General features: G+C 72.8%; 16 protein-coding genes and 2 tRNA genes. 14 read left to right on the top strand and 4 right to left on the bottom strand.

The features are described 5' to 3' along the window. Positions 1 to 7 precede the first annotated feature (7 nt). Both cimA and VFJ21_12405 read left to right on the top strand, forming a co-directional pair. Positions 8 to 1,600 (top strand): citramalate synthase, encoded by a 1,593-nt coding sequence (gene cimA, locus VFJ21_12400; protein ID HET7407920.1) that lies wholly within the window; start codon positions 8 to 10, stop codon positions 1,598 to 1,600. Next, positions 1,597 to 1,773, top strand: coding sequence for a hypothetical protein (locus tag VFJ21_12405; protein ID HET7407921.1), 177 nt, complete (start codon positions 1,597 to 1,599; stop codon positions 1,771 to 1,773). The genes cimA and VFJ21_12405 overlap by 4 nt, the downstream gene beginning before the upstream one ends. Here the strand turns inward: VFJ21_12405 and VFJ21_12410 are convergent. Next, entirely contained in the window at positions 1,770 to 2,015 is a 246-nt protein-coding gene (locus tag VFJ21_12410) for a hypothetical protein (protein ID HET7407922.1), read from the bottom strand. The two genes, VFJ21_12405 and VFJ21_12410, sit on opposite strands and share 4 nt — an antisense overlap. 112 nt (positions 2,016 to 2,127) lie before the next feature. Here VFJ21_12410 and VFJ21_12415 point away from each other — a divergent pair, with 112 nt between their 5' ends. The 5 genes from VFJ21_12415 (at position 2,128) to VFJ21_12435 (ending at position 7,499) form a co-directional block, all read left to right on the top strand. Beyond that, positions 2,128 to 2,913 carry a fumarylacetoacetate hydrolase family protein gene (locus tag VFJ21_12415; GenBank protein HET7407923.1) on the top strand — a complete coding sequence of 262 codons (786 nt, stop codon included), beginning with the start codon at positions 2,128 to 2,130 and terminating at the stop codon, positions 2,911 to 2,913. Then, entirely contained in the window at positions 2,906 to 4,348 is a 1,443-nt protein-coding gene (gene gltX / locus VFJ21_12420) for a glutamate--tRNA ligase (GenBank protein HET7407924.1), read from the top strand. The genes VFJ21_12415 and gltX overlap by 8 nt, the downstream gene beginning before the upstream one ends. Before the next feature lie 67 nt (positions 4,349 to 4,415). Then, positions 4,416 to 4,487 (top strand) — tRNA-Gln (locus VFJ21_12425). 35 nt (positions 4,488 to 4,522) lie between these two features. Further along, positions 4,523 to 4,595: transfer RNA gene (locus VFJ21_12430), tRNA-Glu, on the top strand. A gap of 156 nt (positions 4,596 to 4,751) precedes the next feature. Continuing rightward, entirely contained in the window at positions 4,752 to 7,499 is a 2,748-nt protein-coding gene (locus VFJ21_12435; GenBank protein ID HET7407925.1) for a SpoIIE family protein phosphatase, read from the top strand. On the opposite strand, the gene VFJ21_12440 is transcribed toward VFJ21_12435, so the two are convergent. Further along, a complete protein-coding gene (locus VFJ21_12440; GenBank protein ID HET7407926.1) occupies positions 7,489 to 8,130 on the bottom strand; it encodes an alpha/beta fold hydrolase in 642 nt (213 codons plus the stop codon). The genes VFJ21_12435 and VFJ21_12440 overlap by 11 nt on opposite strands. A gap of 119 nt (positions 8,131 to 8,249) precedes the next feature. Next, complete coding sequence (locus tag VFJ21_12445; GenBank protein ID HET7407927.1) at positions 8,250 to 8,966, bottom strand: IclR family transcriptional regulator; 717 nt, start codon at positions 8,964 to 8,966, stop codon at positions 8,250 to 8,252. A 57-nt stretch (positions 8,967 to 9,023) separates the two neighbouring features. On the opposite strand from VFJ21_12445, the gene leuC reads away from it, so the two are divergent. From leuC to VFJ21_12460, 3 genes are all read left to right on the top strand, one after another. Then, positions 9,024 to 10,421 carry a 3-isopropylmalate dehydratase large subunit gene (leuC, locus tag VFJ21_12450; protein ID HET7407928.1) on the top strand — a complete coding sequence of 466 codons (1,398 nt, stop codon included), beginning with the start codon at positions 9,024 to 9,026 and terminating at the stop codon, positions 10,419 to 10,421. A gap of 10 nt (positions 10,422 to 10,431) precedes the next feature. Continuing rightward, positions 10,432 to 11,025 carry a 3-isopropylmalate dehydratase small subunit gene (gene leuD, locus VFJ21_12455; protein HET7407929.1) on the top strand — a complete coding sequence of 198 codons (594 nt, stop codon included), beginning with the start codon at positions 10,432 to 10,434 and terminating at the stop codon, positions 11,023 to 11,025. Positions 11,026 to 11,229: 204 nt separating this feature from the next. After that, a complete protein-coding gene (locus VFJ21_12460) occupies positions 11,230 to 11,790 on the top strand; it encodes an HU family DNA-binding protein (GenBank protein HET7407930.1) in 561 nt (186 codons plus the stop codon). Positions 11,791 to 11,855: 65 nt separating this feature from the next. Here VFJ21_12460 and cofC read toward each other — a convergent pair whose 3' ends face one another. Continuing rightward, positions 11,856 to 12,488 carry a 2-phospho-L-lactate guanylyltransferase gene (gene cofC / locus VFJ21_12465; GenBank protein ID HET7407931.1) on the bottom strand — a complete coding sequence of 211 codons (633 nt, stop codon included), beginning with the start codon at positions 12,486 to 12,488 and terminating at the stop codon, positions 11,856 to 11,858. An 83-nt stretch (positions 12,489 to 12,571) separates the two neighbouring features. Here cofC and VFJ21_12470 point away from each other — a divergent pair, with 83 nt between their 5' ends. The 4 genes from VFJ21_12470 to VFJ21_12485 all read left to right on the top strand — a co-directional run bounded on the left by VFJ21_12470 (position 12,572) and on the right by VFJ21_12485 (position 16,929). Next, positions 12,572 to 13,309, top strand: coding sequence for a lysophospholipid acyltransferase family protein (locus VFJ21_12470; protein ID HET7407932.1), 738 nt, complete (start codon positions 12,572 to 12,574; stop codon positions 13,307 to 13,309). Then, positions 13,306 to 14,322, top strand: coding sequence for an NAD(P)H-dependent glycerol-3-phosphate dehydrogenase (locus VFJ21_12475; GenBank protein ID HET7407933.1), 1,017 nt, complete (start codon positions 13,306 to 13,308; stop codon positions 14,320 to 14,322). The genes VFJ21_12470 and VFJ21_12475 overlap by 4 nt, the downstream gene beginning before the upstream one ends. Then, positions 14,250 to 15,551, top strand: a complete 1,302-nt coding sequence (locus tag VFJ21_12480) for an aminotransferase class I/II-fold pyridoxal phosphate-dependent enzyme (protein ID HET7407934.1) — start codon at positions 14,250 to 14,252, stop codon at positions 15,549 to 15,551. Before VFJ21_12475 ends, VFJ21_12480 begins: the two co-directional genes overlap by 73 nt. A gap of 130 nt (positions 15,552 to 15,681) precedes the next feature. Further along, positions 15,682 to 16,929, top strand: a complete 1,248-nt coding sequence (locus tag VFJ21_12485) for an NlpC/P60 family protein (protein HET7407935.1) — start codon at positions 15,682 to 15,684, stop codon at positions 16,927 to 16,929. The last annotated feature ends 19 nt before the right edge of the window (positions 16,930 to 16,948 follow it).

Below are 16,948 nucleotides of genomic sequence, written 5' to 3' on the forward strand. Positions count from 1 at the left end.
GGCAGGCGTGCGACCCGCCGACGACTTTCACGTTTACGACACCACGCTGCGCGACGGCGCCCAGCGTGAGGGGCTCTCCCTCACGGTCCAGGACAAGCTCGCGATCGCACGGCACCTGGACGAGCTCGGTGTGGGCTTCATCGAGGGCGGCTGGCCGGGCTCCAACCCGAAGGACGCGGAGTTCTTCCGCCGGGCCCGGACCGAGCTGCAGCTGACGACGGCGACGCTCGCGGCGTTCGGCGCGACCCGCAAGGCCGGAGCGGTCGCTGCCGACGACCAGCAGGTCGCCGCGCTGCGCGAGTCGGGTGCCCCCGTGGTGACGATCGTGGCCAAGTCGCACGACCGGCACGTCGAGCGCGCGCTGCGCACCACGCTCGACGAGAACGTCGCGATGATCCGCGACACCGTCGCCCACCTGCGGGCCGAGGGCCAGCGGGTGTTCCTCGACGCCGAGCACTTCTTCGACGGCTACCGCGCCAACCCGCACTACGCGCTCGCGGTCGTCGAGGCCGCGGCCGAGGCCGGGGCCGACGTGGTCGCGCTGTGCGACACCAACGGCGGGATGCTCCCGCACCAGCTGGCCGACATCGTCCACGAGGTCGTGGCCCGCGGCCTCCGCGTGGGCATCCACGCGCACGACGATGCCTCCTGCGCGGTCGCCAACAGCCTGGCGGCGGTGCAGGCCGGGGCCAGCCACGTGCAGGGGACGGCCAACGGCTACGGCGAGCGGTGCGGCAACGCCAACCTGTTCAGCGTGGTCGCCGGGCTCGAGCTCAAGCTCGGCCGGCCGGTCCTGCCCGAGGGCCGGCTGCGCGAGCTCGTGCGCGTCAGCCACGTCATCGCCGAGGTCGCCAACATCGCACCCGACCCGCACCAGCCCTACGTGGGGCAGAGCGCGTTCGCGCACAAGGCGGGGCTGCACGCATCGGCGGTCAAGGTCGACCCGGACCTCTACCAGCACGTCGACCCGTCGACGGTCGGCAACGACATGCGGATGCTCGTTTCCGAGCTCGCCGGTCGGGCGAGTGTCGAGATGCGCGGCAAGGCGCTCGGCCTCGACCCCGACCGCGAGACGGTGGGCCGGGTGATCCAGCGGGTCAAGGATCTGGAGTCGATCGGCTTCACGTTCGAGGCCGCCGACGCGTCGTTCGAGCTGCTGCTGCGCGAGGAGATCGACGGGTCGCGCCGCCGCTACTTCGAGCTGGAGTCGTGGCGGGTCATCGTCGAGCGGCGCGACGGCCACGTCGTCAGCGAGGCGACGGTGAAGCTGCACGCCAAGGGTGAGCGCATCGTGGCGACGGGAGAGGGCAACGGTCCGGTCAACGCGCTCGACCGGGCGCTGCGCTCGGCGCTCGAGCAGCTCTACCCCGGGCTCGCGTCACTCGAGCTGGTCGACTACAAGGTGCGCATCCTCGAGGGCGCGCACGGCACCGGCGCGGTGACCCGCGTGCTGGTCGAGACCGGCGACGGGCGCGCCGAGTGGGACACTGTCGGGGTGCACGAGAACGTCATCGAGGCCTCGTGGCAGGCGCTCGAGGACGCCTACACCTACGGCCTGCTGCAGCAGGAGGACGGGCAGCAGCCCGCGGCCGCGTCATGACGGCGCCGGCCGTGCCGCCCGTGCACGCCGGAGTGGTCGGCGGGCACGGCGACGTGGTCGCGCTGCTGGTGGTCCTGCTGATCCTCGCCTGCACGCTGCTGGCCGTCGTGCTGCCGGGCAGCGTGCGGATCCTGCAGCTGCGGCGCACCGCGCGCCGGCACCGCCGCGGCTAGTCGGTGATCTCCTCCCACCACTGGCACCACCAGTCGGCGCCGACGAGGATGCGCAGCTTCGGGTGCCAGCAGTAGGAGATGTCGTCGTCGGAGTCGAGGTAGTAGAGGCAGTTGCCGCACTTCTCGTCACCGTAGGGCTTGCCGCGCAGCACCGAGTCCTCGCGCAGGTGCATCAGCTCGCGGTTCTTCTGCTCGTCGACCTCGTTGGGTTCGGGGGTCGACAGACCGGTGCTCTCGCTCACCGCGGGCTCCTCACCTCGTGGGCCAGATATGAGAATGATTATCACAACGGGCCCCGGCGGCCCCTCGGCCCGGCCCCTACCCGTGGCCGCTTCGCTGGATAACCTCGGCGTCGTGCGCATCGCGAGGTTCAGCCCACCCGGAAGCGCTGAGCAGACGCCGGCTTTCGGGATCGTCGAGGGAAGCCCGGGGGAGGAGACCGTCGCCGAGATCGACGGCCATCCGTTCGCGGCGTTCACCTTCACGGGCGAGCGGCACGCTCTCGCCGACGTACGGCTGCTGGCGCCGGTGCTGCCGAGCAAGGTCGTCGCGATCGGCAAGAACTACGCGGCGCACGCGGCCGAGATGGGCTCCGACCTGCCCCCCAACCCCACCATCTTCCTGAAGCCGTCGACCGCGGTGATCGGTCCCGGCGACCCGATCGCCTACCCCCCGTCGTCGACCCGGGTCGACTACGAGGGTGAGCTCGCGATCGTCGTCGGCCGGCTCTGCCGCGACGTGCCGGAGGGGCGGGCGGCCGACGTGATCCTCGGCTACACCTGCGCCAACGACGTGACCGCGCGCGACCAGCAGGCCGCCGACGGGCAGTGGTCGCGGGCCAAGGGCTACGACACGTTCTGCCCGCTGGGACCGTGGATCGAGACCGACCTCGACCCCTCCGACGTCGAGCTCGTCACGCGGCTGCAGGGCGAGGTGAAGCAGCAGTCCCGCACCTCGCTGCTCGTGCACCCGGTGCCGAAGCTCGTCGCCTACATCACCGCCGTGATGACGCTGCTGCCGGGCGACGTGATCCTCACCGGCACGCCGGCCGGCATCGGGCCGATGGAGGTGGGCGACGAGGTCTCGGTCACGGTCGAGGGCATCGGCACGCTGGCCAACCGCGTGGTGGCCCGTGCCTGAAACCGTGCGGGTGCGCGTCGCACCGTCGCCCACGGGTGACCCGCACGTCGGCACGGCGTACATGTCGCTGTTCAACCTGGCCTTCTCCCGCCAGCAGGGCGGGGTGTTCGTGCTGCGCATCGAGGACACCGACCGGGCGCGGTACGTCGCCGACAGCGAGCGGCAGATCTTCGAGACCTTGCACTGGCTGGGACTGGACTGGGACGAGGGCCCCGACATCGGCGGCCCTTACGCGCCGTACCGTCAGTCGGAGCGGTTGCAGACCTACGCCGGCCCGGCCCGGCAGCTGCTCGACGACTGCCGTGCCTACCACTGCTGGTGCACGCCCGAGCGGCTCGCGCAGATGCGCAAGGAGCAGCAGCAGGCGAAGCGACCGACCGGCTACGACCGGCTGTGCTACGGCAAGAGCCGCGAGGAGCGGGCCGCGCTGCCGGGCTTCTCCGCCGCGCCGGTGCTGCGGATGCTGGTCCCCGACGACCCGCCGCTGTCGTTCCCCGACCTGATCCGTGGCGAGGTGCACGCCCCGCACCCCGACGACCAGGTGATCGTCAAGGCCGACGGCTTCCCCACCTACCACCTCGCCAACGTCGTCGACGACCACGAGATGGGCATCACGCACGTCGTGCGCGGCGAGGAGTGGATCTCCTCGACGCCCAAGCACCTCCTGCTCTACGACTGGCTCGGCTGGCAGCGGCCGCTCTTCGCGCACATGCCGTTGCTGCGCAACACGGACAAGTCGAAGATCAGCAAGAGGACCAACCCGGCCGCGCGGCTCACGTGGTTCCGCGAGCGGGGCTACCTTCCCGAGGCGCTGCGCAACTTCCTCGCCCTCATGGGTTACGCCCTGCCGGACGGCCGCGAGATCTTTACCTTCGACGAGATGGTCGACACCTTCGACTGGTCGCGGGTCAATCCGGTCGGGCCGGTGTTCGACCTCGACAAGCTGCAGTGGCTCAACGGCCACTACATCCGCGACCTGCCCGTCGAGGACCTGGCGACGCGGATGGTGCCCTACCTGCAGGCGGCCGGGCTCGTCGGCGAGCCGATCGCCGACGCCGAGCTGCAGCTGCTGTACGCCGCAACCCCGCTCGTGCAGGAGCGCATCGGCGTCCTGTCGGAGGCGCCCGACATGCTCGGATTCCTGTTCACCGAGGGCGTCGAGATCGACCCGCAGGCCGCGGAGAAGGCGCGCACCGACGCGCCCGTGCTGCCGGCCGCCATCGAGGCGCTGGAGCCGTTGCCGGCGTGGGCAACGGCCGATATCCAGGCCGCCTTGCGCGCCGCCCTCGTCGACAGGCTCGGGCTCAAGCCGCGGCAGGCTTTCGGGCCGGTGCGGGTCGCGGTCACCGGCCGCAGCGTGTCGCCGCCGCTGTTCGAGTCGATGGAGCTGCTCGGGCGCGAGCGGTCGCTCGCTCGCCTGCGTGCGGCGCTCTGACGCCGTTTTGGGCGGTCGCCCGCCCGGCGGGTATCATCGACGGCGAGCCTGCGGCAGCAGGCTCGATTGGGGTATGGGGTAATTGGCAGCCCGGCGGATTCTGGCTCCGCTAGTCTAGGTTCGAGTCCTGGTACCCCAGCGGGAGTCGGCATTTTCAGGCCGGCTTTGCTCCAAGCCCCCGTCGTCTAGAGGCCTAGGACGCCGCCCTCTCAAGGCGGTAACGGCGGTTCGAATCCGCTCGGGGGTACACAGGGACTTCCCCTTCGTCGATCTCGGCGGATGCCGATCATGACGGCGGAGGTCGCCACCCGGTGACGCGCCTCCGCGCGCCGCGCCGCTGGTCTGCTTGAACAGCGGCGGCCGGCGGCACAATGTCGGTGGTCGTGAGAACGGAGGACTCCCGTTGCGCCCGGACGAACTGCTGCTCGGTGACGAGCCGGAGGCAGTCCGTGCCGCGCGGGAGTTCGTCGCCGAAGCGCTCGCGGGCAGCGATCCGGACCTCATCGTCGATGCCCAGCTGCTCGCCACCGAGCTGGTGACCAACGCGTCCCTGCACGGCGAGCCGCCGATCCTCGTGCGTGCCGTCCGCCTCGACGACCGGGTGCGCCTGGAGGTGGAGGACACCGGTCGCGAGCTGCCGTTGCGGGCCCGCGACAGCGTGGATGCGATGACCGGTCGCGGCCTCACGCTGGTCAGCGCCATGGCGAGCTCCTGGGGTGTGGATCCGGGGACCCGTGGCGGCAAGGTCGTCTGGGCCGAGCTCGGACCCGGGCGCCCGCTCGGGGTCATGCCGCCAGACATCGACATCGCGGCGTTCCTCGCGGCCTGGCCCAACGACCTCGAGCACGAAGCCCGCTTCCGGGTGCGCATCGGCGCCGTTCCCACCGAGCTGCTCCTGGCCGCCAAGGCCCACATCGACAACGTCGTTCGTGAGCTGACGCTCGTGCGCGCGGAGGAGGCTTCGAAGGGACGCGCGGTGCCCGCGCCACTGGCCGCGCTCATCGACACGGTCACCGAGGACTTCGCCGAGGCTCGTGCAGAGATCAAGCGGCAGGCGCTCGCCGCGGCCGAGCGCGGTGACCTGTTCACCGACCTGGTGCTGGAGCTGCCCCTGTCGGCGGCCGACGCGGGGGAGCGTTACCTGCTGGCGCTCGACGACGCCGACCGGCACGCACGGGCCGCCCGGCTGCTGACCCTCGCGCCGCCGCAGTCGCACCGCGCCTTCCGGCAGTGGTACGTCCGGGCGATCGTCGACCAGCTCCGCGCGGCGAGCCGGGGAGAGCTGGCCGACAGCCCGCCGCCCTACGCTCAGGTCCTCGCCAACCACGTCGACCAGCTGGCCGCGCTGGAGGAGAGCCACGAGCGGCTCCAGCTGCTGCAACGGGTCATGTCGCGCCTGACCGACGCCACTTCGGTCGAGGAGATCGCGTCGATCGTCGTGCGCAATGCCGGTGCCTACACCGGGGTCGAGAGCGCGCGGGTCTTCGTGCTCACCGCCGGCCGGACTCTGCGGTCCATCGCCTGGCACGGCCGCGGGCAGGACGACGACCCGTTCGACGAGTTCTCGCTCGACGCCGACCTGCCCGGAGCGGTGGTCGCGCGCACCGGGGAGCCGCTGTTCCTGCGGTCACTGGCGCATATCTACGGCCGCTTCCCGGAGATGGAGGGCTACTACCCCGGCGAACGCAGCCTGCACGTCGTGCCGCTGACCGTTGGCACCCGGCGACTCGGCCTGCTCGCGATGACCTTCCTGAGCGGTGCGGTCGACGACGAGGCCCAGATGTCGTTCGTGGGTGCCATTGCCAGCACTCTGGCCTCCGCAATCGACCGGGCACAGGCCACGGCGCGGGCCGAGGCCGAACGCGCCCGCGAGCTCCACCTGCTCACCGCGCAGCTCGACGTGCTCACCGGCATCGTGGCCAGCGTGCCGATCCACCAGGCGCTGGAGTCACTCATCCGCGCGGTCGAGGCGGTGTCCGTCGACGGGATGCTCGGCTCCGTGCTGCTGCTCGACCGCGACGGCGTACACCTCCGGCACGGTGCCGCGCCGAGCCTGCCCGACGCCTACAACGACGCGATCGACGGTCTGGCGATCGGACCGGCGACGGGTTCCTGCGGCACGGCGGCCTACCGCCGCGAGCAGGTCATCGTCCAGGACGTGCTCACCGACCCCCTGTGGGCCGACTTTCGCGACGTGGCGGCGCTCGCCGGCGTGCGTGCCTGCTGGTCCACGCCGATCCTCGGCCGCGACGGCACCGTCCTCGGCACGTTCGCGATGTACTACCCGCAGCCGCGGGTGCCCAGCGCGGCCGACCTCGCCCTCATCGACGTGCTCGTCCGCACGGTCGCAATCGCTCTCGAACGCAACCGCAGCGACGAGGACCGTGAAGCCGCGCTGGCCGCGGAGAGCGCAGCCGCCCTGACCCTGCAGCACAGCCTGCTCCCCGCCGTTCCGCCCCGGCTCGGCCCCGTCATGCTGGAGGCGCGCTACCGCACCGGTGACCCGGGCGTCGAAGTCGGTGGCGACTGGTTCGACGCGATCGCGGTCGACGACGCCACCGTGCTCGTCGTCGGCGACGTGCAGGGCCACGACCTGCAGGCGGCTTCGTTGATGGGCCAGCTGCGCACGGTGGCTCGCGCCGGCGCCGGTGAGGGTCAGTCGCCCGGCGAGATCTTGGCCGGCATGAACCACTACCTGCGGCGGGTCGACACCGAGCTCATCGCCACCGCCGTCGTGGTGCGGCTCGACCGGGACGGTACGACGGCGACGGTGGCCACCGCCGGCCACCTGGCACCGTTGCTGCTCGCGCCGTCCGCCGACGGGTGGGTCGTCGGTGACGTCGACGTCGCGGTCGGCCCGCCGCTCGCGATCGACTACCGGTGGGGCGAGACCACGACCGTGATGCCCCGCGGTTCGGTGCTGCTTCTCTACACCGACGGCCTGGTCGAGACCCGGTCGTGGCCGCTCGACCACGGGTTGGGGTTGCTGCGCCGGGCCATGGCGGCCCTGCCTCCCGATGCCGACCTGACCGCCGTCCTCGACGCCGCGCTCGAGCTCGTGCCGACCGGGTCGCGTGGTGACGACGTCGCCGTGCTGGCCGCCTCGGTGACGGCCGACGCGCCGGCACGTCGGCCGCCGGTCAGCGGCTGACCGGCACCGTGCCGGCGGCGCAGGCTTCGGCGAGCCCGGCCGGCAGTGGCGCTGCGCCGACGGTGGCGAGGGCGAAGCCGGCTGCCAGCCGGTGCCAGTCGCGCGCCCGGCGCAGCATCGCGTGGCCGGTGCCGTGCAGCTCGATGCAGCAGACACGGGCGGCCACCTGCTGCGCCTGCACCGCGAACCGGTAGGACAGCCGCGGGCTCGTCGTACGGTCGCGGTCGCCGTGCAGGATCAGCACGTCGCGGCCGGCGAGCGCCCCGACCGGTTCGTCCCGGGGCAGCCACGGTGCCAGCGCGACGACACCGCGTACGTCGGGGTCGTCGGCCACCCGCATCACGGTGCGCCCGCCCATCGAGTGCCCGACGAGCACCGTGGGCATCGCGCGTCCGACCAGCCGCCTCGCCTCGTCGAGCGCCCACCGGGCGTCGGCGACCGGGTGCTCGTGGGGCGCGTTCCAGCCGACGTAGCGGTAGCCGACGAGCCCCACGGCCAGGCCGCCGGCCGCGCCCTCGCGCCGCAGCCGGTCGACGAAGGGCCGCATGCGCACGGCGGCCGGGCTCCAGGGACGGGCGGTCAGCAGGCTGTTCTCGGCGCCGCCGGGCAGCACGAGCGCCAGGGCCCGCACGTCGCCTTCGGGCCGGTGCAGCCGTAGCCCGGGCTGCCGTTCGGGACTCAGGGAACCGACGACGGCCCCCCCTGCGACGGTTCGCCGCGCGGATGGTTCGTCGTCAGCCGTCCGAGGGTTCACCGCCGCACCGCCGCACGCGACAGTGCATCGGCGGCCCGCATCACTGCGGCGGAGTGGCGACGCCCGGGGGAGCGGCCGAGCCGGTCGATCGGGCCGGATACCGAGACGGCGGCGACGACGCGACCGCTTCCGTCGCGGACCGGCGCGGACACCGAGGCGACGCCGGGCTCCCGCTCCGCCACGCTCGCCGCCCAGCCACGGCGGCGCACGTGCGCCAGCGTGGCGATCGAGAACGCGGCTTTGGCCAGCAGCGGCTGCGCCTCGGCGGTCGGCTCCCAGGCGAGCAGCACCTGGGCCGCGGACCCTGCCGTCAACGGCATCGCGAGCCCGACCGGCACCGTGTCGCGCAGGCCGCTCGCGCGCTCGGCCGCGACGACGCAGCGGCGGATGTCGCCCTCCCGCCGGTAGAGCTGGGCGCTCTCGCCGGTCGCGTCGCGCAGGCGCGAGAGCACCTCGGAGGCCGCGGCGAGCAAGGGGTCGTCGTTGGTCGCGGAGGCGGCGAGCTCGGTCAGCCGCGGGCCGAGCGTGAAGCGGCCGAGCTGGTCGCGCACCACCAGGCGGTGGTGCTCGAGGGCGACGGCCAGCCGGTAGGCCGTGGGCCGGGACAACCCGCTCGCCTCCACGAGGGACGTCAGCGTCTTGGCGCCGTCTTCGAGACAGTCGAGCACCACTATCGCTTTGTCGAGCACGCCGACTCCGCTATGGTTGTCCATGGATTGATATTGCCGTTTCGAAATATGAAATGGCAAGCCGGCGCGAGGAGGTGGCCGATGGGCCGCACGATGGTCGAGAAGGTGTGGGACGCGCACGCGGTGCGTCGGGCCGAGGGGGAGCCCGACCTCCTCTACATCGACCTGCACCTGATCCACGAGGTGACCAGCCCGCAGGCGTTCGACGGCTTGCGGCTCGCCGGTCGCGGCGTACGCCGTCCCGACCTCACCATCGCGACCGAGGACCACAACGTGCCGACGACCGACCTCGGCCTGCCGATCGCCGACCCGGTCAGCCGCACCCAGGTCGAGACCCTGCGGCGCAACTGCGCGCAGTTCGGGATCCGGCTGCACCCGATGGGGGATCGCGGCCAGGGCATCGTGCACGTCATCGGCCCGCAGCTCGGCCTCACCCAGCCCGGCATGACCGTCGTCTGCGGCGACAGCCACACCTCGACGCACGGCGCCTTCGGCGCGCTGGCCTTCGGCATCGGCACCAGCGAGGTCGAGCACGTGCTCGCCACGCAGACGCTGCCGCTCGCCCGGCCGAAGACCATGGCGGTCGAGGTCGACGGCGACCTGCCCGCCGGGGTCAGCGCCAAGGACCTGATCCTCGCGATCATCACGCAGATCGGCACCAGCGGCGGCCAGGGGCACGTCCTGGAGTACCGCGGCGCGGCGGTCCGCTCGCTGTCGATGGAAGGCCGCATGACGGTCTGCAACATGTCGATCGAGGCCGGCGCGCGCGCCGGCCTGGTCGCGCCCGACGAGACGACGCTCGCCTACCTGCAAGGCCGGCCGCACGCCCCGCAGGGCGCCGACTGGGACGAGGCCGCCGCGCACTGGCGCTCGCTCGTGACCGACGACGACGCGGAGTTCGACCGGGTGGTCCGGGTCGACGCGACCGCGCTCACCCCCTGGGTGACCTGGGGGACCAACCCGGGGCAGGGCGCGCCGTTGAGCGCCGCCGTCCCCGATCCCGAGCGGATCACCGACCCGGTCCAGCGGGCGGCGACCGAGGCGGCCCTGACCTACATGGGGCTGCAGGCAGGTACCCCGTTGCGCGAGGTGGCGGTTGACACCGTGTTCATCGGGTCCTGCACCAACAGCCGCATGGAGGACCTGCGCGCGGCAGCCGACGTGCTGCGCGGCCGCAAGGTCGCGGGCGGCGTCCGGGTCCTCGTCGTCCCCGGTTCGGTGCTGGTCAAGGAGCAGGCCGAGCAGGAGGGCCTGGACGAGGTGTTCGTCGCCGCCGGCGCGGAGTGGCGCGGTGCCGGGTGCTCGATGTGCCTGGCGATGAACCCCGACCGGCTGGCGCCGGGGGAGCGGGCCGCCTCGACGTCCAACCGCAACTTCGAGGGCCGGCAGGGCAAGGGCGGCCGCACCCACCTGGTGTCGCCGCAGGTGGCCGCGGCCACCGCCGTTACCGGCCGGCTGACCGCCCCGGCGGACCTGTAGGGAGAGACCGATGGAGAAGTTCGTCACCCACACCGGGCGGGCCGTGCCGCTGCGGCGCAGCAACGTCGACACCGACCAGATCATCCCGGCGGAGTACCTCAAGCGGGTCACCCGCACCGGCTTCGCCGACGGCCTGTTCGCCGCCTGGCGCGCGCAGGGCGACTTCGTGCTCGACGACCCGGCCTACGCCGGGGCCTCGATCCTGCTCGCCGGGCCCGACTTCGGCACCGGCTCGTCGCGCGAGCACGCCGTCTGGGCCCTGCAGGACGGCGGGTTCCGCACCGTCGTGTCCGCACGCTTCGCCGACATCTTCCGGGGCAACGCGCTGAAGGGCGGCCTGCTGCCGGTGCAGCTGCCGGCGGAGACGGTCGAGACGCTGATGGCTCTCGTCGAGGCCGGTCCGGCGACCGAGGTGACCGTCGATCTCGAGGCCCGTGAGGTCCGAGCCGGCGACCTGCGAGCGTCGTTCGACATCGACGACTACACCCGCTGGCGGCTCATGGAAGGCCTCGACGACGTCGGACTCACACTCCGGCACGAGGACGCCATCAGGGCCTTCGAACAGGCCCGACCGGGCTGGCTGCCCACGACCTTGCCTGCTTGAAACCCCTGCTGCGTAAGGAAAATTCGGCTGTCGGGCGGTCCGTCTGCCAGGTTCTTGACGACTCCGGAGCCCGAACCGGTGGCTCGAAACCTGTTGCGACACAAGAAAAATTTGGTGCTGTGGTCGTTGTGTCGCGCCGGTAGCGGCCATACCTTGCGCTCAACGTCGAGCAAGGGGCTCGGCAAACCAGGCGGAGGGGAAGCCGTGAACAAAGCCGAGCTGATCGACGCAGTCACCAGGCATCTGGGCGCTGACAAGCGGACTGCGACCCATGCCGTGGAGGCGGTGGTCGACACCATCACCCGCACGGTCGCTGCGGGAGAGAAGGTCGCCATCACCGGCTTCGGCGTCTTCGAGAAGATCGAGCGGGGCGCCCGCACCGCTCGCAACCCGGCCACCGGTGCCACGGTCCGGGTGAAGAAGACGTCGGTGCCGAAGTTCCGCCCCGGCAGCAACTTCAAGGACGTCGTCTCCGGCGCCAAGAAGATGGCGAAGGCCGCCGATGCGGCGACCAAGGCGGCCGCCAAGTCCGCGGGCAAGACCGCGGCCAAGACCGCCCGCACCGCGGCGGCCGGGCCGGGCAAGGCGGCGAGCGCCGCGAGCAAGGCGGCGTCGAAGTCGACGGCCAAGAAGGGCGCGGCGAAGAAGAGCACCGCGAAGACCAGCGCGGCCAAGAAGACGACCGCGCGCAAGACCGCGACGAAGAGCACCGCGAAGAAGGCGCCCGCCAAGAAGGGCGCGGCGAAGAAGACCGCTCGTCGCTGACACACCCTGAGCAACAGGGGCCGGGCTCAACGAAGCGCCCGGCCCTTGTTGGCTTTCCGGGCCGGTCAGCTCCCGGAGAGCAAGGCCGAGGTGTGCGGGCCGAAGCCGAGCCGGCGCGTCGCCTCGAGGTCCTCCGCCGTGTCGACATCGCGGCGCAGGCGCTCCAGCGGCGACTCCAGCGCGACCGCGCCGGCGGCCGTGTGCGCGGCCAACGACTCCGCGCCGAAGGCAGGGGCGAGCGGCACTCCCGGCAGCGCGGTCAGCAGCACCGTCCCGGTGCCCGCGTGGTCGGCGACCACGCTCACGTCGTACGCCGCCGCCTGGTCCAACGCTTCCGCCAGGTCCGCCGCCTGCAGAGCCGGCAGGTCGGACGACAGCAGTGCGACGCCGCAGTCCGGTCGGGCGGCCGTTGCGACTCCTACCCCGTGCGCGAGCGCCGGGTTGAGGCCCGCGTCGGGCTCGTCCGCGACGACCTCCGCGCCCAGCGCCGCCAGACGCGGGCTGGCGACCGGGTCGTCGCAGACCGCGACGACCGTGCTGACGGCCGGGCACGCGAGCGCCGCCTGCACGGTGTCGAGCGCCATCGCGAGCGCCAGGTCCTCGCGCCGCACCGTCCCCGGCGGCCGCAGGCGCGTCTTCGCGGCCGGCAGCCGCTTGACGGGCACGACGACCGACCAGCAGATCCGGTGCGCCGTCACCCGGTGATTGTGGCAAGTCCGCGGGCGGGGCAGACTTCAGCCGACGTCAGCGGCCGCCGGGTGCCGCGGCGGAGGAGGGCGGAGTGGGTCGCGGCAAGGAGCGTCCGGGGTTCTGGTTCGGCCTTGCCGTGGTCGTGCTCAAGCCGTTGCTCATGACGTTCACCCGCCGGGACTGGCGCGGCCGCGAGCACATCCCGGCGGCCGGCGCGGCGATCATCGCGGCCAACCACATCTCGCACATCGACCCGCTGACGTTCGCGCATTTCGTCTACGACAACGGGCGCGTCCCGCGTTTCCTGGTGAAGCAGGAGCTGTTCGGCGTGCCGTTCGTCGGGCGGCTGCTCCGCGGTGCGGGCCAGGTGCCGGTCCAGCGGCGCACCCGCGACGCCGCGCAGGCCGTGCAGGCGGGTGTCGACGCGCTGGCCGCCGGCAAGTGCGTGGCCATCTATCCCGAGGGCACGATCAGCCGAGACCCGCAGCTGTGGCCGATGCTGCCCCGCACCGGGGTGGCCCGGCTCGCCCTCACCGCGGGCGTGCCGGTGATCCCCGTCGGCCAGTGGGGCGCTCAGCAGGTGCTGTGGCCCTACACGAAGAGGCCGCACCTGATCCCGCCGCGGACGGTGCACTACGCGGCAGGGCCGCCCGTCGACCTGTCGGCCTACGCCGGCAAGGAGCTGACCGTCGAGGTCCTGCGCGCGGCGACCGACGACATCATGCGGGCCGTGCGGGCACAGGTTGCGCAGCTGCGGGGCGAGACCGCACCCGAGGAGTTCTTCGACCCGCGCGGTGCCGACGACCACGGCGAGCGGCGATCTGCGTGAACGCACCGGTGCGTGCAGCGGTGCTCGGGGCCGGCTCGTGGGGCACGGCCTTCAGCACCGTGCTCTGCGACGCGGGCACCGACGTGCGCCTTTGGGCCCGGCGCTCCGCGCTGGCCGCGCAGATCAACGAGTTCCACGAGAACCCCGACTACCTGCCGGGCGTGCCGCTGCCCGACCCTCTCTACGCGACCTCCGACCCTGCGGAGGCGCTCGACGGAGCCGACTTCGTCGTCATCGCCGTACCGTCGCAGACCTGCCGCGAGAACCTCGCCCACTGGCGGTCGCTGCTGCCTGACGACGCCGTGCTGGTGAGCCTCATGAAGGGCATCGAGCTCGGCACCAGCAAACGGATGAGCGAGGTCATCCGCGAGGTCGCCGGCGTGCCCGAGGACAGGGTGGCCGTCGTCAGCGGCCCCAACCTCGCGAAGGAGATCGTGCACCGGCAGCCGACCGCGACCGTCGTCGCGTGCACCGACGGGGCTGTCGCCCGGCGGCTGCAGCAGGCCTGCAACGCGCGCTACTTCCGGCCCTACACCAACACCGACGTCGTGGGCTGCGAGCTCGGCGGCGCGGTCAAGAACGTCATCGCACTGGCGGTCGGCATGGCTGCCGGCATGGGCTTCGGCGACAACACCCGGGCGGCGCTCATCACGCGGGGGCTGGCCGAGACGTCCCGGCTGGCCGAGGCGCTCGGTGCCGACCCGATGACGATGGCGGGGCTGGCCGGGCTCGGCGACCTCGTCGCCACCTGCTCCAGCCCGCTGTCGCGCAACCGGACGTTCGGGGAGAACCTCGGTCGCGGCATGACGGTCGAGCAGGTCGTCCAGGTGACCAACCAGACGGCCGAGGGTGTGAAGTCGTGCCGCTCGATCCTCGACCTCGCACGGGCGCACGGCGTCGACATGCCGATCACCGAGTCGGTCGTGTCGGTCGTGCACGAGTGCAAGACGCCCGAGGACATGTTGCGTGCCCTGCTGTCCCGCGACCCGCGCCCCGAGCGGAGATCGCGCTGAGCGACGACGGCGCCGACCCCGAGGGCTACGGCGAGCAGACCCGCGCGGTGCACCTGCCGCTGCCCGAGCCGCTCGAGCAGCGCCCGCTCGGTCTTCCGGTGCACCGCACCTCCACGTTCGCGTTCGCGACGGCTCAGGACTACGCGGACGTGCTCGGCTTCCGCAAACCCGGCTACTCCTACAGCCGCATCGAGAACCCCACGGTGGTCGCCTTCGCGCGCGCCGTCGCGGCGCTGGAGGGGCACGGCGTCGACGGCCCCGTCGCCGCCGACGCGTTCGCCTCCGGCATGGCGGCGATCGCGACCGTGCTGCTCACCCTCTGCCGGGCGGGCGCCAACGTGGTGGCGCCGCGCGCACTGTACGGCGGGACCTACGGCGTGCTCACCGCGGATCTCGCCCGCTTCGGGGTCGAGACCCGGCTGGTCGACGGCGGCGACCTGAGTGCGGTCCGCGCCGCGGTCGATGCCGACACGGCCGTGCTCTGGGCGGAGACGCTGGCCAACCCGACGATGGCCGTCGCGGACCTGCCGGCCCTCGCCGGGGTCGCCCGCGAGTCGGGCGTGCCGCTCGTCGTCGACTCGACGTTCGCCTCGCCCGCCGTCTGCCGGCCGCTCGAGCACGGCGTCGACCTCGTCGTGCACTCGGCGACGAAGTACATCAGCGGCCACAGCGACGTGACCGGAGGCGTCGTGGTCGGCCGGCCCGAGCTCGTCGAACGCGTGCGCGGCGCCCGCATCAACCTCGGCGGGTCGCTCTCGCCCGACGACGCCTTCCTGCTCCACCGCGGGCTGGCCACGCTTCCGCTGCGTGTCGAGCGCCAGTGCGCCAGTGCGCTCGCCTACGCCCAGGCTCTCAGCCGGCACCCGCGGGTCGCCCGGGTCGACTACCCAGGCCTGCCGGGCCACCGCGACCACGACCTGGCCCGGCGGCTGTTCGACTCCGGCCCTGCCGGCACCCGTTACGGCGCCGTGGTCACGGTCACCCCTGCAGGCGGCCGCCCGGCCGGGCTCCAGTTCTGCGACCGGCTGCGGCTGGCGACGATCGCCACCAGCCTCGGCGGCCACCACACGGTCGTCAGCCACGCCGCCTCGACGACGCACCGCCAGTTCGACGACGCGGCCCTGGCCGCCGCCGGCATCGACCCCGGCGCGGTCCGCGTGTCGATCGGGCTCGAGGACGTCGGCGATCTCATCGCCGACGCCGTCCACGCGCTCGACGGCCTCGACTGAGCCCGGTCGGGCGACACACCAGATCCGGAATCTCCCCGGTTCGAGTCACAACTTTCACTACAGTCACGGCGAGGTGTGGCCGAGATGCGCGGGGGAGGCGCGCGTCGGACGTAGCGAGAGGAGCGGCAGCGTGCAGGTGCGGGCGGCATTTCGGGCGGCGGCGCTGGCCGTCGCCCTGACCACGCTCGCGACCCTCACCACCGTCGCCGGCCCGGCCGCCGCCGACCCACCCGGCGCGCCGAGCACGCAGGACATCCAGCGCGGCAAGGACCTCGTCGCCCAGCGGGCGCAGCAGGTCGCCGACGCCCGCGCCAAGGTCGCGGCCACCACCGCGCAGCTCGCGACCCTCGGCCAGGCCGCGGAGATCGCGGTCGAGCACTACAACGAGGCGCAGGTCAAGCTGGCCGGGGCCCGCAAGCGCGAGCAGACCAGCCGGCTGGTGCTCGCCGCGGCGCAGAAGCGCGTCGACGAGGCGCAGCAGCGGATGAACGGCTTCGTCGCCGCGGCGTACATGTCCGGCGGCGACCTCGTGCAGCTGAACACGCTGATCAGCGCCGACGCCCCGCAGACGTTCCTGCGCAAGATGAGCTCGCTCGACGCGGTCTCCAAGCGCCAGCGTGACGCGGTCGGTGCACTCTCCGGCGCCCGGGCCTACCAGCACGTCCTGCTGCGTGAGGCGCAGAGCATCACGCAGCAGACCCAGCAGGCGGCGGCCGCCGCCGACGCGGCCCGGCACACCGCCGAGGACAAGGTCGCGAGGCAGCAGGCCGTGGTCAGCCAGCTGCAGGCGGCGCAGAACCACCTCGAGGACCTGCTCGCCGGCGCGCAGGCCAACGTCCAGCGGCTCGAGCGGGCCCGCCAGGCGGCCATCGCGCGCCAGCAGGCGCTGGAGCGTCAGCGCGCGATCGAGGCGGCCCGCCGCGCGGCGGAGGCCGCCGCCCGCCAGCCGCTCGTCATCGAGGGCGGCAACCCGGGCGCGGTCGCGGTGCGCTGGGCGATGAAGGAGCTCGGGGTCCCTTACGCCTGGGGCGGCGGGGACGCCAACGGCCCGACCTACGGCATCGGCTACGGCTCGTCGTCGTACGGCTTCGACTGCTCCGGCCTCACGCTGTTCGCCTACGCGCACGCCGGCATCTACCTCGACCACTGGACCGGGTCGCAGTGGAACTCCGGCCGGCACGTCGACCGGAGCCAGCTGCAGCCGGGTGACCTGGTGTTCTTCGCGACCGACACGACCAATCCCGACACCATCCACCACGTCGCCATCTACATCGGCAACGGCCGGATGATCGAGGCGCCCTACACCGGCAGCTACGTGCGCATCTCCAGCGCGTTCCGGCCCGACTACATCGGCGCGGTGCGTCCCTACGCCGGCTGACCGGCGGCCGGTAGGGTCG

It is taken from the genome of Mycobacteriales bacterium, assembly GCA_035690485.1.
In the GTDB taxonomy this organism is placed as follows: Bacteria; Actinomycetota; Actinomycetes; order JAFAQI01; family DASSKL01; genus DASSKL01.